Origin of the sequence: Bacillus jepli (assembly GCF_047238305.1) — a bacterium.
GTDB lineage: Bacteria > Bacillota > Bacilli > Bacillales > Bacillaceae_L > Ferdinandcohnia.
Genome location: NZ_JBDFMO010000001.1, coordinates 337830 through 363789 on the forward strand (window position 1 = coordinate 337830; position 25960 = coordinate 363789).

The following is a 25960-nucleotide window of genomic DNA, read 5'->3' on the forward strand; positions in this document are numbered from 1 at the left end:
TTTTTACAAATAGTAGTCATTACTGCCTTTATGGGTCATGATGCAATTTTTTCAGTTTTCTTATTAGCTTTATTCCCTTTTCCACGATAATTCAAAACAATAATCCCGATCGCAACCATGGCAATCGCCACTAGAATATACAGATTTAATTTTTCACCTGGTATGAAAATAGCAGACAGGATCGTTCCAGAAACCGGTACAATGAACTTATATATTGTAATTTCACCTGCATGATTATATTTTAACAACGAATACCAGAGGCCAAACGCAACAGCTGAGAGTACAGCAGAGTAGATTAATAGTCCCCATCCAAATGGTGTAAAAGTGATTGATCCTGTATGCATCATCGGTAGACCAATAATAAGCATGATTAGTCCACCTAGACTCAACTGCCATCCAGTAATGGCAAAAGGATCAATACCATTTGTTAGCTCCTTGGCCATAATGGTTGCAATCGCACCAGTAAGTCCTGCTAGAATCATATATCCTTCGCCATCCCACTGAAAACTTATGCTAAGCTCTTGTCCCCAGTTTGCTATCACAATTCCAGTGAAACCAGCAAGTAGACCAATTGACTTTTTCCAATTCAATCGATCATTTTTATAATAGTAGTGAGCTAGTATAACAGTGAAAAAAGTTCCAACAGTCGACAAAATAGCCCCCTGCATACCTGACACTTTTGCTAATCCATTATAGAAGAAAAAGTATTGTAGGGCTGTTTGAATTACACCCAGTAAAAGGAGAATGAGAAAACTCCTTTTCGAAACCACTATTCTTTTCGGCTTTATGATTAATAAAAATCCTAAGACGAGCAAACCCGCAAGCAAAAAGCGTATTCCCGCAAATACAACCTTAGCGATTACATCATCGGGCGACATTTGCAGTTCCTCATAACTCACCTTTAGAACAGGAAAAGCACTTCCCCACAAAAGCGAACAAAAAATTGCAATCCCTATAACTGACCATTTCTTCTGAAAAATCCATTTCATGGTGTCAACTCCTAAAAATCATTCCACAAATAAGTATATCCTATTGCATTGTCAGGGTTTTGGCAATGTATGTTTATGGGAAATCGGATTGCAAGAGTGCTCGGGACACCCCATTTTTTGTTTCACAGAAACCTCCACAAAAAAAGATGCCTGGCAAACAGTGTAACATAACCAGTTAAACACTGTTGTCAGGCAAGATTGGTTTATTGTTTTAACTAGCAATCGACTGCTTTGTAGCTTTCTCCTTCTCTATAAACCTTCCAATTATTGCTCCACCGATGAATCCAATGATTGCTGGAATTAACCATGCGAACCCATTACTGCTCAATGGAATCATCCCAATTAAACGAGATACAAATGGTATATTTATAGCTGCTGTCATAGCTTGAGCTACGCTAATAATCACTGTTAATAACACGGCACCTTGAAAGGAGGCAGCGTTTGGTAAATGCCTATGGAAAATCCCAACCAATATGACCACGATACAAATCGGATAGATTGCCTCATAAAGCGGTGTTGCTATAAATACGATTCGATCTACACCTAATAATGCAATGGTAATGCCAAGGACGCAAACGATGGCCGCCGTTGTTTTATAACTTAGCTTCCCATTTGTGAAACGATCAAAAAATTGAGCAACAGCTGTAGTCAAGCCAATCGCAGTAGTCAGACATGCTAATGCCACCACGATCCCTAATCCGTACAGCCCACCTTTACCTAATATCGATTCTACAATCCCTAATAATAGTTCAGCCCTGTCTATGTTTTGAGGATACATCCCATTAACTGAAGCTCCTAAATATAAAAGACCCGAATAGATGAGCACTAAAAAGATAAAGGCGATGAGCCCGGCAAATGCGATCATTTTATTTCTTTCCTTTTCAGTCCGGTATCCTTTACCAACAATATGTGAAATAAACACACTTGCAACCATAAAACTTACTAATAAGTCCCCAGTTTGATATCCGCCAAGAAATGCATTAACAAAACTACTTGAAATGTCTGTGTCCACTGGTTGTCCAACTGGATTTATGACTCCACTTATGATGATAGCAATTAAAATGACAACTAATGCAGGTGTTAAAAAAGCTCCCACTTTATCGATAACATTGTTCCTGTCATTGACAAAGTAATAAGTTAACGCGAAAAAAATGATAACAATAGGTGCTGCTGGAATCGATGGAAAAACTGCCTGAAAACCTAATTCATGGGTAACAGCCCCCGTTCTCGGTATGGCGATAAAGCTTGAAAATAACATGATGCCTAGTAGTATCCATTGCGAAAACTTAGGATGCACTTTTTTAGTCAATTGGTCTACAGTACCACCTGCATAAGCGATAATATAAATCGCCATTATAGGGAAAAAGACCCCTGAAATAATGAATCCGATGCTGCCGCTAAACCAGCCCGTCCCGGACTGTAGCCCTAAAAAGGGTGGAAAAATTAAATTCCCGGCCCCAAAAAATGTGGCAAACAGCGCAAGTCCAATAATACTACTATCTCTTAGAGTTTTATTCATATGTAATTCAGCCCTTCTCTTTTAATGTCACAATTTGCTTGAATCCTTTTCTAAGTAGTTCAAAAATATTAGGTAATCGTATAAACTATCGTCTTCTAATGACCAATTTCACTATTCCACCTTTTCTGAAAAATCAGGATGCATTTCACCTGTTCGTTTCACTCACTAAACCCAAGGCAGGGTAGCCTCGCTGTGTTCCCAATAGGTTTAATTAACCTGTTATACGTTTTTTACTTTTTGGCATTCATACGAATCATATTTTGTTAGATAAATATTTTTATACTATACCACATATTTTGCAATAGTTAAAATTTTGAGAATGAAGGAGTGTACTGTGGGTCACACCAGTAGATGTAGCAACGGGATGCTCGTGATTAAAGCTCTGTTGAAAAAAAAGAAGGAAAAGGTTTAAAAACCAACCTTCTCCAAATACAACCCCTCAGCATCCGCCATACGACCTGTTTGAATTCTTTCTTTAGATTCAAGAATACTTGGTATTGTAGCAGCATCTTTTTCACCTAATCCAACTTCAATTAACGTTCCTACAATTTTTCTCACCATATTGTAAAGGAAGCCATTGCCTCGTACTTTGATTTCGATAAAGCCCGCATTTTTCTTTATCTCAAGTGAGTATATTTCACGCACCATCAACTTTTTCTTCGACTTTGCATTGGAATAAGAAGTAAAGTCATGCTGCCCGATAAAAAATTGAGATGCTTTTCTCATTTTTTCGATATCAAGCTTTTCTTCTACATGCATACTGTACTTTCGCATGAAGGGATGTGTATATGGCTCGTTCCAAATTTTATATAAATAGGTTTTATCTTTCGCATTATAGCGTGCATGAAAACGATCGTGAACTACCGTAACATCCAAAACGCTAATGTCATTGGGAAGATATCTGTTTAAATACTGCATCACTTCATCTTCGGTTGCATTTTTGCTCATCTTAAAATTAGCGATCTGAGCAAGAGCATGTACACCTGCATCCGTTCTTCCAGATCCAATGATTTCAATCTTTTCTCCTGCCAGCTCTGTTAATACATTTTCAATCTTCCCTTGAATCGTATTATCACCATTACCAAGTCGCTGCCACCCCTTGTAACGGCCACCATCATACTGAATGGTTAATTTATAATTGTTCATTGCTTTCTCCTTAAGATATACGTATTTCTTTGTTATTATATCTTATATTCGCTTCAAGAAAAGCAGAGCCTGACCCCCAGTGCACTAGCGCTTTAGTACGATGGGGGTCTGGCCCTTTGCTCTTTTCTGCTTGGTATGTAATCCCCGAATCACTAGAATAGATTTCCTTATTTGTTACATTAATAAGAGAATCAATTCGTTCAACAACATATGAAACATCCATGTACGTACCTCCTCAACTATCTTTTGAGTTGCTTGTTGCCGCTCTCAATTCTTAATTAGAACCGTTCCAAGTGAATATTGAAATGTCTTCACTAACTCTACTGAAAATTTTTTTGGTTCAATTGGAAAATCATCTTTAATCCAATCCAAAATTAAGCCAACTAATCCATATGCACAATATCGTTTCAATAAGTTCCCTTCTACTTTTTTCTCATCTGTTGTGCTTTGAATATCAAATTCCTCTAGGTAAAGATTTATAATTAGATTCGTTATTCTATCACGAAAATTAATTTGAATAGCATCACCAAGTAACAATTGATAATATTCTCCATACTTTATAAAATGATTTAATAAATTTAGCGGCTCGTCTACTAAGCTTTGTATATTAATCGACTTTTTATTTATATATGAACTACGATAAGCCTTAGTCATTTCTTTAAATAGAAATTGAATAATCTCATTTAATAAATCATCTCTATTATTATAATGTGTATAAAATGTTCCTCGGCTACATCCCGCAGATTCAATAATATCTTTGATCGTAATTTGTACATATTTTTTTTGTTTCAGTAATTCAAAAAAAGCACTGTATAGATCTTGTTTTGTTTTCTGCACGCGCTTATCCAAAAATTGAAACTCTGCCATTATCTCACCTCTATTAACTTTTTTAGACACTTTATCAGGAATTGTCTAGTTTCGCTTTTTTCAATTTGAAAGGACTTTGATTATATTTTACACTTATTTTGCTTATACCTATTTACAATCACACGAATAAAATGATAACAGGGGAGAGTTTTTTTATGAAAGCATGGATTTTTAAAGGTACAAATCAACCATTAGAGCTAACTGAAGTACCCGACCCAACTCCAGCAAAAGGGGAAGTTGTGGTTGATATAAAAGCATCTGGATTGTGTCATTCAGATGTATCAGCACTTGAAGACCCAGATTGGATTGTTAATTTTCCAAATCTACCAGTCGTACTTGGACATGAGGCTGCCGGTGTCGTATCCGCAATTGGCGAAGGTGTATCAAATGTGAAAGTTGGCGATCGTGTAGGAATTCCTTCAGGTCCTCCTTCCAATATTGGCTATTACCGTAATGGGGCATATGCAGAAAAAATTTCGATTCCATCTGATGTCACTGTAAAAATTCCTGATTCTGTTGACTTCATCAAAGCTGCTGCAGGTACGGATTCTGGTAATGTTGCCCACCATGCAGTTGTTACAGTAGGTCAAATCAAGCCAGGAGAAAAAGTGGGTATAATTGGTATTGGCGGTCTTGGACAAATCGGTGCTCGTATTGCTGTTCTAAAAGGGGCAGAAGTATACGCAGCAGAAGTTAAACAAGATGTTTGGCCACTAGCTGAATCACTTGGTGTTAAAAAAGTAGTTTCTGATATTAGAGAACTTGCAGATGTAGGCTTAAATTTAATCGTGGACTTTGCAGGTTTTGGTACTACAACAGCAGGTGCTATCGATGTTGTAGCTGATCATGGGCGTGTCGTTCAGGTTGGTATGGGGCGTTTACAATCTGAAATCAATACGAATTCACTAATTTTAAAACATGTACAACTATTAGGTTCAATGGGTGGAGGCGTAGATGATTTAGCCGGCGTTTACGAACTAATGGCAACAGGTGAGCTTGATCCAGCTTTATCGACAACTACCTTTGAAGAAATCGACAATGGTTTAGAACAACTAAAACGCGGTGAGGTAAAAGGTCGTCTTGTAGCTGATTTACAATAATTCCTTTATTTAGGGAAAAGCAGGGCCAGACCCCCAGTGCACTCGATGGGGGTCTGGCCCTTTGCTGAAATACCAAAGCAAAAATTTTGGTTACCGGTCTAAAACATCAAACTACATCTGTTTTAACAAATATTCACACCATTTACTCGAACTAAGCCGAGCTGCCACATAAGGGGGCTGTATCCCTTTTACACCTTCGAACAGAAGACCCAGCCACAATACTTTATCGTCGATAATCACAAATGGAAATGAAAAGTTTTTTTCTAACCAGAAATCACACTTGCCCCACTTTTGATTGGAAATAACAGTTAACTTTATTCGTTTTTCTCTGTTTTCCAATTGCTGATTCCATTCCTCTGATAGCTTAATTCCCTCCGGCAGGCAGATTGTAATCGATGAATTTGCCGATCTCAAATCTTGAAAAATAACTTCTACCTTTCGTGCATGAATCCACCTTAACTTTGGGTGTTGGTTTCGAACCCAAGAACCAATCTCATTCATTGTGACCGTTTGATTGTTCCGCGCCTGATGGTCAACAAGTTGTCTTAACGTTTTCCCTTTAAAAACATGCCCTTCGATAAAATTTCTGTCACTGACCTGAATGAATTTTCCTTTCGTTCTTGTAATGGCAACATTAATCAAACGCTTGCTGTCCTTGCCCGTGACTAACATACCTGGCTGATCTTGTGGGGCACTGTCAACCGTATCAAATATCATCACATCACGTTCACTCCCCTGGAATCGGTGTACAGTGGCTGCGATAATATCCGCTCCGCTACGTTCCTTCACATAGACCTCTTCAAGAAGCAGTTCCATCAGATTAGCTTGAGCACGGTATGGTGTCACATACCCGATTGATGTAGCGCCGCTTATATAGGCTTCATGGATACATTGAAAAGAAAGTAATAGTTGCCATAGATTGAATCTTGAATTAGTTGTTCTATCGCTCACACCATTCATTCCAGTGAAACTTGTATCTAAAAGCACAGAAGCTTGCCCTTTAAAAGGGGGAAGGCCAGTGATATGATTTCTGCTTTTATAAACACTTTGGTGATCTTCAACTAGAGAATGATAGATATACCAATTGGTAAACGCTGAAATATCAGGGTGCATCCTGCGCTGTTCTTTTAATAAAAAAAGCTGAGGGTGAAGCTTCCCATTATGTAACCATTCCACTACACCAGCCTTATGGAAGACATCCTCTTTCAGCCATTCGGCCACGAGTGGATTCCGGCTTCCCGCAATCGGAGGCAATTGCATGAAATCACCACAAATAATAACTCGCTTTCCCATGGATGCTGCAAAAGCAGCTTGGGGAACATAGGCCATACTAGCTTCATCGAGGATAACGATATCGTAATTCACTTCATAAATAGCACTGTCACTTGCTGCCTTTGCAAGTGTCGTACCGACAATGAAGGCATCTTTAACTAATTGAACCTCTTTCCTTCTGATTTTCTCCAGTATCTTAGAAAACTTCGTTTCTAGTTCTAGTAGATGATCCGAATCTCGTTTACTGAATGAAGTGGCCAGGTCTTGCTTTAAGTGGTACCTTTCTTCAACCAGTCGCTCTCTATCCTTGGCAAGGAGTGGGTCCTGCTTTTCAATAAGCTGATTTGTGGTAATTTCGTGATGGGCAGATAGCGTTTCCCCTATATTTCCACCGTACCGAAGCACATCCCCTTCTCTGAATCTTTTTTTCCTTTTAATAAAATCTGTCATTTCACTCATCAATACATCGACCGCTTGATTACTATGCGATAAAATCAATACTTTTTTCTTTTGAAAATATTTATTGGCTGCAGTTCTGGCTAAGGTGTACGTCTTTCCAGTACCTGGTGGCCCCCAGACGAATGTGGCAGGATTGTATTTTGATCTCAAAATCAATTCATGGACACTACTCTTAATCTTCTCCTTTGGATGTTTCGTTTCCATGGAAGGATTCATTAATCTCTTCACTCGTATCCGCTTTTGTTTGTTTTTTTTGATTTCATCCAAGCGTTCTATTAACTGTTCAAGCAATTCCCATGGGTCATGGAGAAGATAGGCATCCGGGATGAGGTCGCCAAAATTATGTTCCAATGCAAGAATAATTCCCTTTCCTTCAGAGGAAAGCACCTTTCCACTGCTTTTCATCGCACCCCATTCTAATTTTATAGAGGAGCCAACCGGTATCCTTAAAGGGAATGCAGTATCAAAATAGTATTTATAGGGGCTGTCGTTTGATAACAGTCTTCCATTTGTTACAGAATAGCGGCTTCCGCCAAACCTTTTTAAATGATTAATCTCTAGCTGCAGGGCATGCTGCCATTCTTTGATATACATTTTCGTTGTTGTCATTTGCATCCCCTTCATTTTGTAAGGCTCTTTTTGCAAGGTTCATGTCAAGTTTTCCCATAATGAGAAGATTGGATCAATTGCAGTGTCCTTTTGGTGATTTAGCCTGAGCGCTTTGTCTTTGAGAGTGAGCCTCACATACCTTTCAGTGCTTTCGTTTTAGTGTTTTGTCTCTGAGGGTGCGCATCAGAGACATTTCGGTGCTTTCGCTTTAGTGTTTTGTCTTTGAGAGTGAGCCTCAGAGACATTTCGGCGTTTTTACCATAGTGTTTTGTCTTTGAGTGTGCGCATCAGAGACATTTCAGTGCTTTCGCTTTAGTGTTTTGTCTTTGGGGGTGCGCATCAGGGACATTTCGGCGTTTTTGCTTTAGTGCTTTGTCTTTGAACGAATGCCTCAAAGATGTTTCAGTACTTTCGCCATAGTGTTTTGTCTTCGAAAGAAGTAAACAAAGTTTCAAAAAACAACCTTCTCCAAATACACCCCTTGGCATCCGCCATACGACCTGTTTGACGTGTTTCCCTGTTATTATTACTTATTTTATATTCGTTTCATAATGCTCTTCATTAAGTCTCACTACTTCAAGATCCTTTATACTCTCATTCAATTTCAATGCTAAACTTTCGATTCCAAAGAATTCTGTAAAAGTATGACTCCCAACGATAAGATTTATCCCTTTAAACTGCGCATATTGAATTGTATACAAATTACATTCACCTGTAATGTACACATCACACTCATTTTCAACTGCTTCCTTTAGGCAAATTGTTGGCGCCCCATTCCCACAGACTAAGCCTACTCGCTTCACCTTTTTATCATTAAACCGCCAATATTTAACTGGTTCCTCAAGTAGATTTTCAATAGCTTCCACAAATTCATTAAATTCCATTTCTTGATCATATTCTGCTACTCTACCAAAATATAGCCCTTCCCATTCGTGGGTTCTTTTAACAATTTCTAAATTCAACTTTTTTACTAAACTATCATTTGTCCCAAAGTTACAGTCATCAAGTGGCAAGTGGTTATAATAATGACTTATACCATACTCTGTTAGTTTTTCTATGCATGCCTCTCTCAATCCAAATATTTCATCCCATGCATCGTGGTGTGTCACCATCATATCCACTCCACGAATTCTTGCTTCCTCGACAGTTTCAAGCGTTAGGTTCACACAGTACCCTATCTTTTTTACTTTTTTATCTGTTTGGTATGTAATCCCCGATTCACTAGAATAGACTTCCTTATTTGTTATATTAAAAAGAGCATTAATTCGTTCAACAATATATGAAACATCCATGTACGTACCTCCTCTTTTAGTTTGCATGTTGCCTGAAGGCTTCTATTTTTGATCTAATTGCCTGATTCTCAGATAAATTTTCTCTAAGTACATACTCCTAACCCCATATTATCACACCCATATATTTCCTATACTTATATATTCTATCTGCAAACCTATATTTTTGAAAAACTATAAATCTATACGTAGAACTCTAATTTCTTTGTAAAAGTTTGACCCTAAAGAAATTCCCCCAAACTTTTTTGTTTGAGGGAATACAAATTTAAATCATTATTCAACTAAAATACGCTAAACCCAATGATACTAAGCTTAATTCTGTAAAACAAAATTTGTTTCACTTTTTTCATTAATTAGCCAGTTATTCTTTCCTTGATTTAGGCTTTAAGGAAGCATTTCTCATGATAGGATAGGTTAATAGTAATGCTCCAATGCCACTTAAACCTAATAAATTTATTAGTGTCATTCTTAGAGCATCTAAATCTAAACCTAAAAACCAATCCATACTATTTTTTAAATAACCACCATAATAAAGAGTCATTGCAATAAACGCCAGCAACATAAGAACGATGATACTCTTTCGCATTCCTAACCTAAAATTAATACAGTACAATAAAAAAGGAACTCCAACCAGAAACAACCCAAACATTAGATCAATCCATAGATACGTGAAAAATTGGTATTGATTAACTAAGAATACTCCTGGGTGTAAGATATTTGCAGTTATATCCCATTGTAAGAAAACAGTTTTTAAAATAAGTTGCAATATATTTAGAAATAATATACTTAAAACAACTCCTAATATACTAATGCCAAAGAACACTTTGAGGAATTGTTTCCTTGTGCTTCCAAATCCAATTGCTACTGGATACAGCGACTTAAACCCACCAATTCCAAAGAATGCTATCAAGAAATAAGTTGGACCTGAAATCGCAGCAAGTACCTCATTTCCAATTCCAAATAAATAGCCAATAAGGAGCCAAATTAATGTCAAGGGAATAGTAATATAGAGAAACAATAGCTTTCCAAAGTAGAAAAATAAGGCTTCTTCTGATACCAACCGCACTGTTCCATATAACGATTTCATCCCTATTCCTCCTCTGTTTTATTTAGTAAATAATCTTGCAACTTTGCTTTTTCGATCGAAAGTCCATGTGAGGATGCAATTTCTTTCCATTCTTCGTTGTATGGTACGTCAATCATCACTTTAATCATTGAGCCTAATTCGTTTATTTCTAATATTTTTTGTCCATCTACTACTTTTTCCACCTTATTTTTTTCTCCTGCTAACCATATCCCGTACTCTCTAATATCATCCATATTTTCATGTAACAATACTTTTTTATCATGTATAACAACAAGTGATTCACATATAGGTTGTATTTCTTCAATATGATGAGTAGACAAAAGTATTAAGCGCGGATGTTCATCATGACTTTCCCGTAAAGACTGATACATTTTCTTCCGCATACTTGCATCCAATCCGTTACTTGGTTCATCGAGAATTGTAATTTCTGAATGACTCGAAATTCCTATGATAAACTGTAGAGAGGACTTCATTCCCTTTGATAGTTTAGATATTTTTTTCTTTTCATTCAGTCGAAAGGTCTTTAACAAACGTTGTGCCAAATCCTCATTCCAATTGGTATAATAATAACTTCCAAACCTTAATGCATCTTTTACACTCCAAATGGAACTAAATGGATGATCCTCTTGCATATAACATACATGTTGAACAGCTTCTGCACGGTTGTAGGGAGCTATTCCTTTAATTTCTACTATTCCTTTGTTCGGTCTTTCATGTCCAGCCAGAAGTTTCATAAGTGTCGTTTTCCCAGCCCCATTTCGCCCCCAAATTGCAGAAATCCCAGGTTCCATGGCTTTGAAAGAAAGATCTACTAGTACCGATGTATCTCCGTAACTATAGGTGACATTCTCAACTCGAATCATTTATTCTCCTCCTCTATTATTAATTCAATTACTTTATCAACACTTAGTCCCAACCGTTTTGCTTCTTCCAGTAGTGGCAAGATGTATTCCTTTTTATAATGTTTTTTCCTTTCATTTAACAATTTTTCTTTAGCTCCTCCCATAACAAACATTCCAATTCCACGTTTTTTGTAGATGATTTCTTCATCTACCAATGTTTGCAATCCCTTCCTGACAGTGGCCCTATTGATGTTATAAAAATTGGACAGTTCATTTTCAGATGGAACTCTTTCCCCTTCATTTATTTGCCCTTCTATAATGTTATTTCTTATTATTTCTGCAATTTGCTGAAAGATGGGTAACGACTCATCTAATATTGGCTTCAACAGGAACACTCCTTTCCAAATATTTCTGTTGTTCATCTTAATTGTACGGTTGATTACTCATGTATACAACTATACAACGATTACCATTCTTTGTAAATAAGATTTTTATCCAAATGGAGTATTAATGATCCATTTACATGAAAGTGTCAAAGGGTAATTGAACAAAGAGATAAGGACTAAAACGGAATAGACAGAAGCGATTGATATAAACCTATAAACAGCTTGAACATTTACGAGTACCAATTGGATTTCCCGCGTGTTTTCCATCCGTTTTTCGCATAAAAAATCCGAAGGTCACCGGAAAAATACCGGAAAAAACCTTCGGATTAAGAACACTTTTTAAACTTAGGGAACGTGATTTTTTAATTGAGGTACCAAAGCGAACACCCTAATTCGAATGACAGTGAATATCCATATAGCCAACTTCATGAAAGCTTAGACAATACTTGAATATCCTTCGCCACAATGTAGTCGGATTACAAGACACATACTCCAATTTCTCAGAAAAGAAACCCGTCCCGCAGTATATTATCACAATAGTTTACTGCGGAGCAGGCACTTGTAATTTAAACACTAATTCGCTTATAGTTTTTCAAGATTTTGATTATGAAATCCCTTTACAATTAACCAAACAGCTAAACTCATCTCATAAACGCCCACAGGTAGAGCAACGAGTCCTTTTGCTGTAGAGATAGGCTCTACTACACCAAACATGTCTAGTAAACCTGCTATGAATACCAAAATGGCTGTTATCATCCCAAATTGCGCTAACGGCTTTGGCACTAAACCTGTTCTGAAAAATAAATAACTATACATGATTGTATTTAAACCTAACATCAAATTTGGACCTAACATAAAAGTCCAACGATGAAAAGATTGTAACATAAAACCTAAAGCATGAAGACTTTCACTATCTAAGTTGCCTGCTTCATAATGCATACTAAGATGCAGTAAACCTAATATGCTTACCAAACCTATTGCGATAAAAACCGCTTCCATAAATCGAAAACAAAGATAACCTAAAGCAATATGTTCATTCCAACGACGAAGATATGGAAACAGCATGACAGCCGTCCCAACAGCAGCTACTACAAGAAACAGATCATTTAGTACTCCAATCAAAACCTTCGTTTCAAATCCATCTACCACAGACATATACCATTGTTCTGACAATACTGGTTGATAATAGATAACAGCTATGATTGAAGTGACCGCAGCTACTATATATAAAATACCCATTATGATTCCATTCACACGATCTCGTGTCATCAAATTTACCTCCCTTGAAAAAAATAATATAGCTACTTAGTGATTATCCTATGGTATACTGATTTCAGAACATTCAAAAAGCGATTAATACGAGGGGTTATTATGGACCATTATGAAGTAATTGAGGATGCTTTGATTTATATTGAAAAGAATCTACAACAACCTTTATCATTAGACTCTGTTGCTAATGCCTCCAACACGTCCAAATACTATTTTCATAGACTTTTTTCAGCTATGATGGGTTATTCACTTAACAATTACATACTATCCAGAAGATTGAATGCATCACTAGCATTAATACAAAACGATAGCTTATCTCTAACGGATATTGCTTATCAACTAAACTTTGGAACTCAATCATCATTTACCCGCGCTTTCAAACGGCAGTACGGTATAACTCCAAGTTCACTAAGAGTAAAAGATAAGACCATATCTCAAGTGCCAGTACCTTCAGTGGTTAAAAGACACATCAAAAACATCAATGGGGATATTGTCACTAATTTCACCCTAACGGAATTCGATACAGTCAGGGTGAGTGGCATTGTTTTTGAAGTGGACCTGGCAACTGATGATTACAAGTCGAAGATCCGCTCTTATTCAAAAATGCTACTAAATAACATTGATGAAACAATAAATGGATCATGTTATGTCATCTATTCAGACTGTCAACCAAATTCAAACCGTTTCAAGGTTCTGGTCGGGATCCCACATGATATACAAATAGATAAACCCTACTATTTCACCGTCGATATACCACAACTTTTCTGTGCAAAGTTCAAATATTTCGGTGATCTACTTGACATAGGTGATGTTTTAAAAACTGATTTTGCAAGATTTTTAAAAATCTCCAAGCAGGAATCTGAGAATTCACATATCGAACTTATTCAAGTTTTTGATAACGTTCATAATCTTAATTCCGACTACCATATCTATACTCCTATCAAAAAACTGCCTATTGATTCAGATTTTTAATATTGAATAAATAAAAAACCATAGATTCTTATGCCCCTTTCAAATTTATAAAGTTGTTTGATTAATAATAAGATAACAAAATTTGTATAGTTAAACTTTCCAAATCTTGCTGTAATAAGTTAGGGGGATCACGAATATTCCTCACGAAAAATGGGTAAACATGAAAAGCAGGGCCAGACCCCCAGTGCGCTAACGCTTTAGTACGATAGGGGTAGGCCCTTTAATTGTTTGCTATTATGATATCTTTAGATTTGTGTGCTAAAAATATAAAAGCCTGTGAAATTTTAGAGGATTGTTTTATCCCAACCTCTACCTATATAGAGAAAACTTACATTTATTCAAATACAGCTACTAAGCGTCCTTTTACTTCATGATTTTTCAGTTTTTCTATACCTTTGTCGACTTCTTCAAACGGAATTGTGATAAGAGCTGGACTCATTTTTCCAGTAGCGAAGCAATCATATACACCTTTTAAGTCTTCTACTGACCCACCATTGCTTCCTAAAAGCTTAATTTCTTTTGTAATCATTAAGTAGGTGTTGATATTTGATTCTTGCTGAAGGGGCCTGACCCCAAGTGCGTTAATGCTTTAGCTTACTGGGGGCATTCACCTCTCCCCTATAAAACAAAGCAGTCTTATCGACTGCTTTTATCTAAAATTATTCATTGTTATTCTTATAATCTTCAATAGGTTCAGAACTAATTCCAAATAATTGCTGCATGTAATTCTGCCTTTCATTTAACACACGTATAATTCGGATTTTATCTAACTCAAGACGGTAAAATACATAATTCTTTTCCGAAAACAAATATCTGTATTCTGTTGGAACATTAATGACCTTTCCCAAATCAATACCTGAAAACGGATATTGTTCAAGTCTTCTAATATCGGATGTAATCTTTTTCAGGACTTTTATCGTAACATCCTCTCCATAATCATTAGAAATATAATTACGGATATTTTGTAAGTCTTCCAATGCAGCTGGTGAATATTCAACCTTTAGCATTATTATAAACCTAGGTGCGCTTCAACATCATCTGAAGACAACCATCCTTGTTCTCTGGCTAATTTCTCTCCGGCCTCTAGTTTTGTAAATAATTTGACTGCAGCTTTTAATTTATCTAATTCCTCAAGTTTTACTATTGCATATTCTCCACGTCCGTTTCTAGTTAAGTAAACTGGACTACCTTCTGCTACTTCATTGAGTACCTCTGTGTAATTTCTTAAATCTGAAACCGGCTTAATATTTGTCATAGTCATCATCCCCTTATAAATAGTATACGTCATACCTTGTAAAATAACACCCCAAATTAACATGTTATTTTGCAGCAACCTCCTATTAAAAGTGGCGCTAGATCAAGATGTACACATTCAATAAAGGCATCGATTACACCACTATTAGTCTTTGTAACCTCTCCGTATGCCTTCTAAGCAAGCGGCAAGACTTCCAGAAGTAACGAAAATAGCTCAGATTTTTTGGATGCTTCTTTTCGCTGCTTGCTCATACTTTCCGTGAAGTATTCCTCCGCTTCTTCCAATTCCCTATAGTATAACTCATCCAATTTACGGGATAACACTCCATAAAAATAGGCAAAAGGATTATGAACAGTATTTCTCTTTAGCTTGATAAGCATTTGTTTGAAGGCTTTGATCGATAGTTCAATCATATCTACACATTCACAGTCACGGTTATTTTTACTAGCTACAATGGTTGCCATTTTCCAATATTCCTCGATTATTTTTGCATCAGGGAAAAATGGTTTTACAGCTTCCAAAAAGGAAACAGGAACTCGATCACTCGTAAATGTGAAATCTAGAGGAGCGTCCTTACGTTCTTTTATATTTTGTTTAGTTTTAAAAGGATTACTAGTTTCTTTAGGGTGGTTCAACATTTCCTTTTTAGGTGGTTCATGATAGGTTGAGGTCATTTCAGGATAACGATTAAACACGTAAAGATTGCTAGATTGTGAGCCATTCTTACGCTCGGTTTCATAAACTGTGAAAATACCTAAAGCTACCGCTTTTTGAATCATACGTTTAAAAGTAGAACGGGACACGCCATTTCCATTGTAGTCCTCATGGATGGACTTCAACATCGTACCAATCTTTGCATTGCAAACCCCTGGAACCTTTGCTGAATAACGAGTAAGGCGTTTTAACCCAACAAGCTCACCTTTTGAAAAATCATCCTTATATTGAAGCATCCACATCTCCATATGTCTGTTGAATTCCTGTAAACTACTAAAATTTGAATAGTCTTCAAACCGATCAATTATGCCCGATTTTAAATTCACATGAATGCACCACCCTTTCACCGTTGTTATAGAGAGGTGGTGGTAAAAAAGGGGCATCCGTTTTGAAATTTTTTTGTGGCAAATTAGTGAACAAAAAGACTTAAAGGAAAATCTCCTCTAAGCCTATAGATTGATATAAAGTAATTCATTTATAAAAACAGTGCCTGACCCTCAGTGCGTTAACGCTTTAGTACAATGGGGGTCTGGCCGTTTAATTGTTTGCTATTATGCTATTTTTAGATTTGTGTGCTAAAAATATAAAAGCCTGTGAAATTTTCACAGGCTTTTTCATTTTAGAGAATTGTTTTATCCCAATCTCTACCTTTATAAAGAAAACTACATTTATTCAAAGACAGCTACTAAGCGTCCTTTTACTTCATGATTTTTGAGTTTTTCTATACCTTTATCAACTTCTTCAAACGGGATTGTGATAAGAGCTGGGCTCATTTTTCCAGTAGCGAAGCAATCATATACACCTTTTAAGTCTTCTACGGACCCACCATTGCTTCCTAAAAGCTTAATTTCTTTTGTAATCATTAAATACGTGTTGATATTTGATTCTAATTTACCCATACCAACAATGACAACTGTTCCTTGAACTTTTACCGCTTCTAATGCATCAGAAGTTGTTTGTCCAAAACCAGCAAAGTCAACAATGACATCACATTCTGCTTCTTTCATATCTAGAACAGTGTCGTAAACTTTATTAGCTCCTAGTTCTTCAGCAAGTTTTCGAGCTTCTGGAGATACATCGGTAGCGTACACTTCACAACCTTTAATTAATGCCATTTGTAGAGCAAATTGACCAAGTCCACCGATACCGATGATTCCTAATTTTGTACCTTCTTTTGCTTGTCCAATACTGAAAAGAGCACGATACGCTGTGATTCCTGCATCTGTAGAAGCTGCCCCTTCTATAAAGGAAACGCCTTCAGGAATAATCACACATTGGTTAGCAGGAACACGTACTTTTTCTGCATATCCTCCGTCATAGGTGTACCCAGCAGTTACTTTTGTTTCTCTATTCATTGGGTTAGCCCCAACACGGTCTCCAACTTTAATACCTTCAACACCTTCACCTACTTCAATAACAACCCCAGCAAACTCATGCCCCATAATAACAGGACCATTTGGGAAAAGTGGCATCCAACCTGGATCTTGTAATGCTGCAACGTCTGAATGGCATAAACCAGCAGCTTTCACGTCAATTACAACGTGTCCTGGAATCGCTTTCGGATCTTCTTTTTCAATCAATTCTAGTGGTTTATTTGTACCTGAAAATAGCCAACCTCTCATACTATCTCCTCCAAATTGTTAAATCGTATTTTCAAATAATTCTAGCTACACTTATAGTTTACTAGATTTCGCTTTCTGTAAACCATCCTTAATATTTGCTATAATGTTGAAGAAACCAACATTTTCATCAAATCTGTCTAATAGGAGAGTAATATGATGAAATCCAATTCCACCCAAGCAATAAGGACAAAGAATTTCTTAAAAAAGGCATTTATTGAAATGGTACATAAAAAGGGATTTAGTGCTGTAACGGTGAAGGACATCGTTGAGTATGCGCAATATAATCGAACTACCTATTATGTGTATTATCAAAACATAAATGAGCTGGTTGAAGAGTTAATGAATGAAATGTTTGAAGCCATTCAGTATTTCAGCATGTCTAAATACCAAAGCGATAGTCAGGTAAAAGTAAAAGAGTTAACAACAAACTCCTTCGATTTGTTGTATTATATTTACGATCACCGCGATTACTTTACATTATTACTTTTAGAAGACACCTTGCCACACATTCACCAGCAACTGCCTGAAGCGATATTTAATTTATTGAAAAATAAATTTGATATTCAATACGATGTGTCTGCTGTTGATGATTACCACCAAAAGCGTTATATGGCATATGGTACGGCGGGGTTAATTATGGACTGGATTGCGCGGGATTTTGATGTGACACCCGCTGAAATGACAGATCGTCTCATACGTATTTTTAATACCTTTGCAAGAGGGTTTGTTATAAAAGAAATCGACACCTAAGAAACTTTAGAAATAGGTATATTCATATGTTGCGTGAATAGATTCTTAACGTTTGCCAATTCATACGACATTTCTTATTTCATCATTTTAAGTTAGTTGGGAGATACACTCACCTTAACAAGCAAAAAAGAACGCATTTCACAAAATTGAAATTCGTTCTTTTAATATAATTAGGATAACTCCAACAGCGCTACCGCTTCGGCGTGGCTTGAGTGGATCGCAGATAGAACGGTGTAGTTGTGTGTTTACCTGAAAATATTACTTATGTTACGGTTCACCGTACCGGTTTGTAGGGTAAAAAACTAATTTAATTTTAATACTAAGGTAGTGATTAAATCTATCACTACCTTTTTTGTCGTGTGAAACATTTCGACCAATAATATATTTAAAACTTTTTGCTAATTGGTGCAAATTTCCAACATGCTCCTTTATAATAGTAGTAAAGTATTGAAATAATTTATTTTAATACTTTTTTATACAAATGAGGTGATAAATATGGTAAATTCAACGCACTCATCAATAGTAATTAATACAAATGCAACAGCATCTGCATTTGGTTGGGACTTCCAAAGTAATGCAGCAATCTTATTAGCACTTAAACATATTAAAGATTTAGAATCCATAAAAGTCGAAGGTAATATTGATGATATTGAGCTATATCTGAAAGATAGCAAGAGAATTTTTGCACAAGCTAAATCGCAAGAAGATCCAACTCCAAGTACAAATACACTATCAAAATTAAATGATTCACTAAAGACTTTAATAAATGCTACCAACAAAAGTGATTATGAAGAAATAATTTATATATCAAATATAATGAATCCACTTAAAAACAAAGGTCTAGATTACTATTGGGGACAGCATTTCACAATATATTCTTATACAGAATTGAATGATCACGCAAGGAAGATTATAGACAAATATATTGTTAGCGTTATTAAGAATCACCAATTAGACATATCCAATTTGGACTATAACAAACTTAAAATTTGTGCATTCCCTTTTTTCGGCAATGATTACGAAACAAGATATAGAATAGTTTACGAAGCTGTAAAGAAATTTTTAGTTAATGCCAAAATAAGTGCACCTGATGGAGTAGCTCAAGATGTTATGGATTATTGGCAAAGTATATTCTTTCAAAACAGTGCAACTAGAATAGTACAATTACAAAAAGAAGAATTGATATGGCCTGTAGTGGTAATTGAATCATCAAAATCATATTATAGTGATTTTTTTGATGACTATGATTTAGGAGAAATTGATGAAATAGATAGAAAGTACAACGCATTCATAAACAAAAAAACTGAGCAATTTGAATTTATTACCCAAGTTATAAATGATTTTAATGAGTTTAGAAATTCAAATCGTAAGTTAAATGGAAAACAGGCCTTTGAAAACTTTGTGGAAACAAAATGGCTTATCTATGACTCTCTTATTATTAATGAATTAGTTGAACCAGAAATAAAAGAAGGAGTCGCTAAGTTAGTAATTATTAAAATCCTAAAAAATCGCTATACAATTAATAGTGTAAAGGAGGCGGCAGGATTATTATGAAGATCAATTACTTACTCGTAGAGTACGAAGGATTTACAAAAAGATTTAATTTCAAATCCAATTTTAACTTGATACATAGTAAAACGAATAGTGTAGGGAAATCCACTTTATTAAGGTTTTTGTTTTATGCTCTAGGTTATAACATACCTGGTACTAAAAAGATAAAATTTCAAAATTGCGCTGTAAGGTGTAATTTCGATACCGAAAATGAAAATATGGAGACTTTTAGGGAAAACAACTTTATCACACTTAATATTAATAACACAGATAGTTATTCATTTTTATTACCAGATGAAGAAGTACAATTACATAGCCTCATTTGGGGTACAACAAACGAAGCAATCTTGAAAAACATCCTAGGGGCAATCTATATGGATCAGGACAAGGGGTGGACTTTATTAAATAGAGGGATAGTAATTGGAGGTATTCATTTTAATATTGAAGAACTAGTACAAGGGTTGTCAAATAGAGATGTAACAGAGTTACGCGAAAAGCAAATAGCAGTAGAATTGGAATTAAAGAAGTATCAACAACTACAAAGTATTATTGATTACAAAGAACACCTTGCTGAATCTGCTAATAATATTGACTTCCCTAACTACACATCTGAGTTAGAGAACCAAATTCAATTACTTATTTTTGATAAAAATGAATTGGAAAATAAGTTAAAATCTATTGAAGAAGTTAAAAGAGAAAATAATCAGTTCACTAACTTTATTGAAAAAATGAAATTAGTGGTTAAGGACGAAGATACAGGAAAAACTATTCCAGTTACTAGAAATACCATCTTACATTTTGATGACAATAAAAGATATATTGATACACGCTATAACATGGTAAAGATAAAACTTGCTACCATTAATACAGAGCTATCTAAGTTAAAACAGAGACTCACAGACTCCTATAATCTAATTGATGTTCAGTCTGAAATTGAGAAATTTGATAGTCAAATAGCTCATTTAAAAATCAATCCGGAACAAATTAGAAAAATAATAAATCAATTAAGTAATAAGAATAAAGAGCTAAAGAAGTCCATCCTAGATTTGACTAAAGTAAATAATATTATTGTTGATAACTTACATAAATCAATAACTAGATTTGCACAAAATCTAGGGATCATTGATGTTATAAACCCTAATACAGATTATATATTTACTTCTGACTTAAAATCATTAAGTGGGGCAGTTTTACATAAAGTAGTTTTTTCATTTAAAATGGCCTATATTTTAGAGATTCAAAAAATTTTAGGCACCAAATTACCAATAGTTCTTGATTCACCAAGCGGCCGTGAAGTAGATCAGGAAAATATTAGTGAGACTATGAATATACTAATGGCGGAGTTTTCCGAAAACCAAGTGATCATTGCTTCCATTTACAAATATAATGAATTACACCCCGTACATACTATAGAAATTAAAAACAGATTATTTGAAGAATAGCTTGGCGATTTACTTATTCAAGAAAAACACCGAATAGCTTTACAACTAAAAAAGGGTAGCAAATTTAACAATTGACCGCTGCCCTTATTGTAAAGGGATATACAATTAATAATATGTGTAGGGACTCTTTTACTAAGTTACAGACACTTTCATTATCCACTTTGTTATCCATAATGATATTTAAATCATAGTTTGGGTTTTATCCATAACTTCATAATTTATTGATTTTGCATCCTTATCGTATATTACCTTTATACTTTTATATCGGTTAGTTATGTTGATCTCTGTTCTGCCATTTGATATATTTTCTATTTTAGTTAAATGTAAATCTTGTTTATTAATACCAGTTTCTTCTGAGATATGGCTTAAAATATTGTCAGTATTAAAGTTGGTAAGTCGAGGATTGTGGTTACCGAATTTATCCATTAATAGATTAGTTACCCTATTACCAATTGCCTCAGCTGAACCAGCCAGGAACGAAAGGATGACATTTTCATGATAGTCTCCCGCTCCCCTTTCAAATGCTTTTCTTTCAATAAAATATACTTTTGATTCTATACCCAAATTATTTAATAATCTTCTAAGATCTTTAGTTTCTTCCTGATTAAAGAAGTAATCTACTGAAAGAAAATTCCCCTGGCTAGGAGCTGTAATCTTATTCACTTTAACTTCTTCTGACCTATGAATAGTACCAAGATATTCTGCCAGAAGGTTATGGTCTTCTCCAAACATAATTATAATATTTATATAGCACAGGTTTTCAAACTCTTCAGCCTGAATAAAAAGTCCGTCACCATACTGTTTAAAAATAAGTAACTTTAATTGTTCTACTACATTTCCAATATCGATATCTGTATTAATATCCATGGAATTTAAATGGACTAATTCCTTGGTTGTTAAACCATCATCTTCATATAAAGAATGATAGAAGTCAATATATACCTTCTTATGATTCAATGTTTATTCCTCCCTCAAAAAAACCATTGTACCGTTATACCCATCAACTTAATTAACACTATTTAAATAAATTTAGATACCCCCTTATTCTTAGTAACACTAATCACCTGAAAACTTATTAACTATTTGTTCTAATCGTGCAATTAATTCATCATAAGATAAGATATCAATAACATTTTTATATTGTCGCTTAATGATTTCGAAATCCCAAAGTTGCTCTGGTGTTAGATTCTTTTCACGCCCCATAATTATCATTCCACTGGGATTTGTTATTTTAATCTCAAGATCTTTTGGTAATTCGCTTGCATATTTTCTGTTTAACTCTTCCTCTCCTTTGCGACTCCATTTGTTCAAATAAAAAAGATATTTCTCTACTTGCATTACACTGCCTGAAAGTTCCTTTAAAGGAATATGATTATCTCTATATTTTCTGTGTGAGACAATACTTCTGTTAAATGGCTTTTTGATTTCAACTATATCTATATTCCCATTGGTATCAACCAGTAGAAAATCTAAACGTCTTGTCTTATTTTGATATATATCTTTAAACCCAACTTCACTAAAAGCCTTTACATATTTAGGGTAAATTAGTTGAATTATGTCTAAAATTTCTATTTGCCACTGTTTTTCACTGTAAGTGACCTCATTTTCGAGCATTTCTTCCAATTTGTCTTGAATGGATAAATATTTTAATTTTTCTTGTTCAGCAAACTTATTTAATAAACTCTCACCTATATGGCTCTCTACATAGCGATTCATATAGTTCTCATACTTCACCTCCGCATCAATAGAATTATCAAAATAATCCTTTACAACACTGCTTATGCGTGCTAGATAGTACTGCTTCATTTCTGTAGTATTGGGGAACTTTTTAATTAGCTCCTTAAATACGGTGATAGGTAAGTCTTCTTCACCATTTCCTATTCTAATATCCTCTCTTACTATCATGCTTATTCTTTTAAAAATAGAAATATTTTGATAGGCAATAAACATTTCCTTATTGAGATCTATATTCTTCTCAATATATACATTTATGTCTATCTCAAGTACTTCACCATTAATCTTGTAATATTCCCCGTCTAATGTACCTATCTTAAAAAGCACCTGATGTTCATTGTCTATTTCGTCGTCATCATAAAAAACATCTTCCTCACGGAATGTAAACGTCCTTTTTATTCTACAGGGATAACCTTCGTTGAATCTATCAAATATCCACTTTACTCCATTACCTGATTCATATTCTAATAACAGTATGTTTTCTCTTTTTATAAAACTAACCATTTCTAACACCTTCTATTTTTTTAATAACATACCCTGTATCCTTATAATGCTTACTATCAAATGGATATGACTTGAAATATAATTTATAAAATAGTTGATTGTTGTTTGTTTTTTTCAGTAGCTGAATGGTTGAGAGAGTGAAAGATCCTTTCTAAATTGAATGAGTCACTGGATTTTCTGCTCCTCGCAAATCTTTTGCAACTATTATTCGTGGGGTATAATTTAGTGTGCGCATTTTTGTTAGCCATTCTATAATTTCAATTTTAAAGTATATAGATCTAATTTTTGAAAAGTCTATAGATCCATCTTGTTGAAAAATGCTCGAAATTTTCGTTACAAACAGCATCGATACAGTATTAATTTTATATATATCATATTCCTCTAGTACATCCCTGTGAATATTAAAGATATCAGCACTGTGTAATGATTGTTGAATACAATATCGTAATTCTGGGGTATTACCTATTTTAACGTGTATTAACTCATCATTTTCTTGACTGTATAAATCTGCAAATTCAACACTTTTAAAGATTCTATGTAGGCTTTTTCTATCTAGTAACGTATATCTATATTCATTTTCTAAATATATGTTATAAGGATATTCTGTATATGTAACTTGATCATATATATCAGGGCTAGCAGCTTGAATCTCTCTTCCTCTTTCCACTACCGTATCTAGAAGATTATAATTTTCATCATACGTAACAAATTCATTAACCTTAAGAATTTCACGTTCAATAAATTCCATATATGACTCATTAAAACTAGCCCATTTTCCTTTATATAGACAGTAATTCTTACCACGATATTCCGTTATAAAATCCAATACCCTCATCAAAGGAAGTTGTCTATTCCTTCTTGAAGCTGGTCTAATTGAAACCCTAGATATATCATCACATTCTGTCTCAATTAAGATAGCTGCAATACTTTCAATAGTATATGAATCTATGATATAACTTTTTTTATAGACTATCTCAATCTGGTCATCATTAGCAGGTTCTATAAAAATATCACCATCATCTTCTATATAATATGATAAAGTAACACTAGAATCTTCCTCTAATATTCCATTAAGTAAGCTTCTATTTAAATCTGCAATCATTGGTACATTATCTTCATTGTTTTTAAGAAAATTCATTCTTGGTAAACTACCTGACTTTTCTTCATTTAATAATAAAAAGTGTAACTCATGGACAATATCCAAAATATCATTAGGGTTATAGTCATTGACATTCAGTTTTACTGCTGAGCCAAACTTCATTTTATCTTCATACTCATGTAATAAAAATTCCGAGTATTTTTCTTTCAAACTAATCTTACTAACGAGCAATTCATGACTTTCTCCGATTTCTGACGTTACAAATGAATTAACATTATATTGGGTAAGGGATTTGTTTTTAGTTTGCTTAAAAAATTTCGCAGACTTTATTTCTATTGAACTTTCATCATGTATTATCTCTGCTATATCAAACCCAAAATCCATATCTGCTGTATTACTTGCGTAGCTGTGTCCCCTTCCAAGAGATATAGCAAATACGTTTCCTTCTATTTCAATAATGATCATACCAAAAGCCGATTCAACTGACTTAGTATTTTTTGAATTATCTCCAAAATAGCCCCCCCAATACTTAGCCCACTCTATTTCCACCAAATCCTCAGAATCTAATTTAAAAAAGAAATCAACTCTCATTGAGGCATTTTTTTCTTCACCATCAATAATTCTAGTGCTATTATAGTTGATAGACTCTCCTACTCGTTCCATCCCCTTTTCTATCAAATCAGCAATAAAGTTCTCTCTGGTAACGAATTGCTTATATATACTAAACTCCACTTAAAAACCCCCAATTTTTAAAACAATCTCTATCTATTTAGTAATAAATTGATTCTACTAATTTTGATAGTTGAACTGTTCTTTCTTAATTCTGATCTGGCAAATACATCTTCTACAACGGCAACAATGCCTAACATCATTCGGCATATTCTCATACCACTTCACAACTAAATCAACCAATTCCTGCAGATCTACCAATCTCACAGAATTATGTTTAGCTACCGCTTCAGCTTGTGAAGTAAATCCACCTGTTGAAACAAATAAACTATTAGCATCAATTGGATTTGCCACTAATAACTGCTGAATCTCTGGTGCGGATGCAGAAGACTTACGATGCTTTACTTGGACTTTAATAATGGGCTTTTCAAATCCAAAGGCATCTTTATATGCTAATACATCTACACCGCCATCTGGGCCCTTTGGACTTACCTGAATGTTGTAATCCATCGCTTGTAAAAGTCCTCCAACCAGGTCTTGCATTTGCCATGGGTCAAGTTTATCAACTTTGTCTTGTACCATGACCAAGGCTTTATTAACCAGGTCTTCTATTATTTCACTTTCTTCAACTTCATCTGTTTCCTCAGGCTCAAAAAAAGGGTACTCTAATAGTTTTTCAATCTCGCTTCCCCAATCATCTACACGAAACACTGTTAATACCGAACCTAAACTCTTCTTAGCTGCCGAAAAGAAGGACCTGACCCCCAGTGTGCAAACGCTTTAGTACGATGGGGGTCAGGCCCTTTAATTTGAG

The 25960-nt window shown here is 34.9% G+C and carries 24 protein-coding genes and 1 pseudogene; 5 read left to right on the top strand and 20 right to left on the bottom strand.

All coding sequences use genetic code 11. The features are described from left to right. Positions 1–35: 35 nt before the first annotated feature. The 5 genes from ABC371_RS01610 to ABC371_RS01630 form a co-directional block, all read right to left on the bottom strand. Positions 36–989, bottom strand: coding sequence for a DMT family transporter (locus ABC371_RS01610; RefSeq protein ID WP_412895267.1), 954 nt, complete (start codon positions 987–989; stop codon positions 36–38). A gap of 211 nt (positions 990–1200) precedes the next feature. Beyond that, the gene (brnQ, locus tag ABC371_RS01615; protein WP_412895268.1) at positions 1201–2508 is read right to left on the bottom strand and encodes a branched-chain amino acid transport system II carrier protein; all 1308 of its coding nucleotides are present in this window, start codon (positions 2506–2508) and stop codon (positions 1201–1203) included. 408 nt (positions 2509–2916) lie between these two features. Next, positions 2917–3654 (bottom strand): tRNA pseudouridine(38-40) synthase TruA, encoded by a 738-nt coding sequence (gene truA / locus ABC371_RS01620; protein WP_412895269.1) that lies wholly within the window; start codon positions 3652–3654, stop codon positions 2917–2919. A gap of 10 nt (positions 3655–3664) precedes the next feature. Beyond that, a complete protein-coding gene (locus ABC371_RS01625) occupies positions 3665–3877 on the bottom strand; it encodes a hypothetical protein (RefSeq protein WP_412895270.1) in 213 nt (70 codons plus the stop codon). 44 nt (positions 3878–3921) lie between these two features. After that, complete coding sequence (locus tag ABC371_RS01630; protein ID WP_412895271.1) at positions 3922–4521, bottom strand: TetR/AcrR family transcriptional regulator; 600 nt, start codon at positions 4519–4521, stop codon at positions 3922–3924. Between the two features lie 155 nt (positions 4522–4676). On the opposite strand from ABC371_RS01630, the gene ABC371_RS01635 reads away from it, so the two are divergent. Continuing rightward, complete coding sequence (locus ABC371_RS01635; RefSeq protein ID WP_412895272.1) at positions 4677–5621, top strand: zinc-binding dehydrogenase; 945 nt, start codon at positions 4677–4679, stop codon at positions 5619–5621. A 111-nt stretch (positions 5622–5732) separates the two neighbouring features. Here ABC371_RS01635 and ABC371_RS01640 read toward each other — a convergent pair whose 3' ends face one another. The 6 genes from ABC371_RS01640 to ABC371_RS01665 form a co-directional block, all read right to left on the bottom strand. Further along, a complete protein-coding gene (locus ABC371_RS01640; protein WP_412895273.1) occupies positions 5733–7961 on the bottom strand; it encodes an AAA domain-containing protein in 2229 nt (742 codons plus the stop codon). Positions 7962–8491: 530 nt separating this feature from the next. Continuing rightward, positions 8492–9253 carry a Nif3-like dinuclear metal center hexameric protein gene (locus tag ABC371_RS01645; RefSeq protein ID WP_412895274.1) on the bottom strand — a complete coding sequence of 254 codons (762 nt, stop codon included), beginning with the start codon at positions 9251–9253 and terminating at the stop codon, positions 8492–8494. 358 nt (positions 9254–9611) lie between these two features. Beyond that, entirely contained in the window at positions 9612–10337 is a 726-nt protein-coding gene (locus ABC371_RS01650) for a hypothetical protein (RefSeq protein WP_412895275.1), read from the bottom strand. Positions 10338–10339: 2 nt separating this feature from the next. Next, positions 10340–11200: an ATP-binding cassette domain-containing protein gene (locus ABC371_RS01655; RefSeq protein ID WP_412895276.1), complete on the bottom strand. Its 861-nt coding sequence runs from the start codon at positions 11198–11200 to the stop codon at positions 10340–10342. Next, the gene (locus ABC371_RS01660) at positions 11197–11574 is read right to left on the bottom strand and encodes a GntR family transcriptional regulator (RefSeq protein WP_412899245.1); all 378 of its coding nucleotides are present in this window, start codon (positions 11572–11574) and stop codon (positions 11197–11199) included. The genes ABC371_RS01655 and ABC371_RS01660 overlap by 4 nt, the downstream gene beginning before the upstream one ends. A 573-nt stretch (positions 11575–12147) precedes the next feature. After that, the gene (locus ABC371_RS01665) at positions 12148–12834 is read right to left on the bottom strand and encodes a DUF4386 domain-containing protein (protein WP_412895277.1); all 687 of its coding nucleotides are present in this window, start codon (positions 12832–12834) and stop codon (positions 12148–12150) included. A 102-nt stretch (positions 12835–12936) separates the two neighbouring features. Between ABC371_RS01665 and ABC371_RS01670 the strand changes: the two genes are divergently transcribed. Further along, positions 12937–13806 carry a helix-turn-helix transcriptional regulator gene (locus ABC371_RS01670; RefSeq protein ID WP_412895278.1) on the top strand — a complete coding sequence of 290 codons (870 nt, stop codon included), beginning with the start codon at positions 12937–12939 and terminating at the stop codon, positions 13804–13806. Between the two features lie 334 nt (positions 13807–14140). On the opposite strand, the gene ABC371_RS01675 is transcribed toward ABC371_RS01670, so the two are convergent. The 5 genes from ABC371_RS01675 to ABC371_RS01695 all read right to left on the bottom strand — a co-directional run bounded on the left by ABC371_RS01675 (position 14141) and on the right by ABC371_RS01695 (position 17397). Next, positions 14141–14335, bottom strand: coding sequence for a hypothetical protein (locus ABC371_RS01675; protein WP_412895279.1), 195 nt, complete (start codon positions 14333–14335; stop codon positions 14141–14143). A 130-nt stretch (positions 14336–14465) separates the two neighbouring features. After that, positions 14466–14813, bottom strand: coding sequence for a type II toxin-antitoxin system RelE/ParE family toxin (locus tag ABC371_RS01680; protein ID WP_412895280.1), 348 nt, complete (start codon positions 14811–14813; stop codon positions 14466–14468). A 2-nt stretch (positions 14814–14815) separates the two neighbouring features. Beyond that, complete coding sequence (locus ABC371_RS01685; protein WP_412895281.1) at positions 14816–15061, bottom strand: type II toxin-antitoxin system prevent-host-death family antitoxin; 246 nt, start codon at positions 15059–15061, stop codon at positions 14816–14818. A 173-nt stretch (positions 15062–15234) separates the two neighbouring features. Next, complete coding sequence (locus ABC371_RS01690; RefSeq protein WP_412895282.1) at positions 15235–16101, bottom strand: hypothetical protein; 867 nt, start codon at positions 16099–16101, stop codon at positions 15235–15237. Positions 16102–16443: 342 nt separating this feature from the next. After that, positions 16444–17397, bottom strand: a complete 954-nt coding sequence (locus ABC371_RS01695; protein WP_412895283.1) for a zinc-binding dehydrogenase — start codon at positions 17395–17397, stop codon at positions 16444–16446. 153 nt (positions 17398–17550) lie between these two features. Between ABC371_RS01695 and ABC371_RS01700 the strand changes: the two genes are divergently transcribed. The 3 genes from ABC371_RS01700 (at position 17551) to ABC371_RS01710 (ending at position 21140) form a co-directional block, all read left to right on the top strand. Beyond that, the gene (locus ABC371_RS01700) at positions 17551–18147 is read left to right on the top strand and encodes a TetR/AcrR family transcriptional regulator (protein WP_412895284.1); all 597 of its coding nucleotides are present in this window, start codon (positions 17551–17553) and stop codon (positions 18145–18147) included. 495 nt (positions 18148–18642) lie between these two features. Next, positions 18643–19701, top strand: a complete 1059-nt coding sequence (locus tag ABC371_RS01705) for a hypothetical protein (protein ID WP_412895285.1) — start codon at positions 18643–18645, stop codon at positions 19699–19701. Beyond that, the gene (locus ABC371_RS01710; RefSeq protein WP_412895286.1) at positions 19698–21140 is read left to right on the top strand and encodes a hypothetical protein; all 1443 of its coding nucleotides are present in this window, start codon (positions 19698–19700) and stop codon (positions 21138–21140) included. The genes ABC371_RS01705 and ABC371_RS01710 overlap by 4 nt, the downstream gene beginning before the upstream one ends. 180 nt (positions 21141–21320) lie before the next feature. Here the strand turns inward: ABC371_RS01710 and ABC371_RS01715 are convergent, their stop codons facing one another. From ABC371_RS01715 to ABC371_RS01730, 4 genes and pseudogenes are all read right to left on the bottom strand, one after another. Beyond that, positions 21321–22097 (bottom strand): hypothetical protein, encoded by a 777-nt coding sequence (locus ABC371_RS01715; RefSeq protein WP_412895287.1) that lies wholly within the window; start codon positions 22095–22097, stop codon positions 21321–21323. 99 nt (positions 22098–22196) lie between these two features. Next, entirely contained in the window at positions 22197–23378 is a 1182-nt protein-coding gene (locus tag ABC371_RS01720) for a Shedu immune nuclease family protein (protein WP_412895288.1), read from the bottom strand. Between the two features lie 151 nt (positions 23379–23529). Beyond that, entirely contained in the window at positions 23530–25209 is a 1680-nt protein-coding gene (locus tag ABC371_RS01725; RefSeq protein ID WP_412895289.1) for a DUF6119 family protein, read from the bottom strand. 112 nt (positions 25210–25321) lie between these two features. Then, positions 25322–25890, bottom strand: a pseudogene (locus ABC371_RS01730) (restriction endonuclease); the annotation flags it as partial. Positions 25891–25960: the final 70 nt, after the last annotated feature.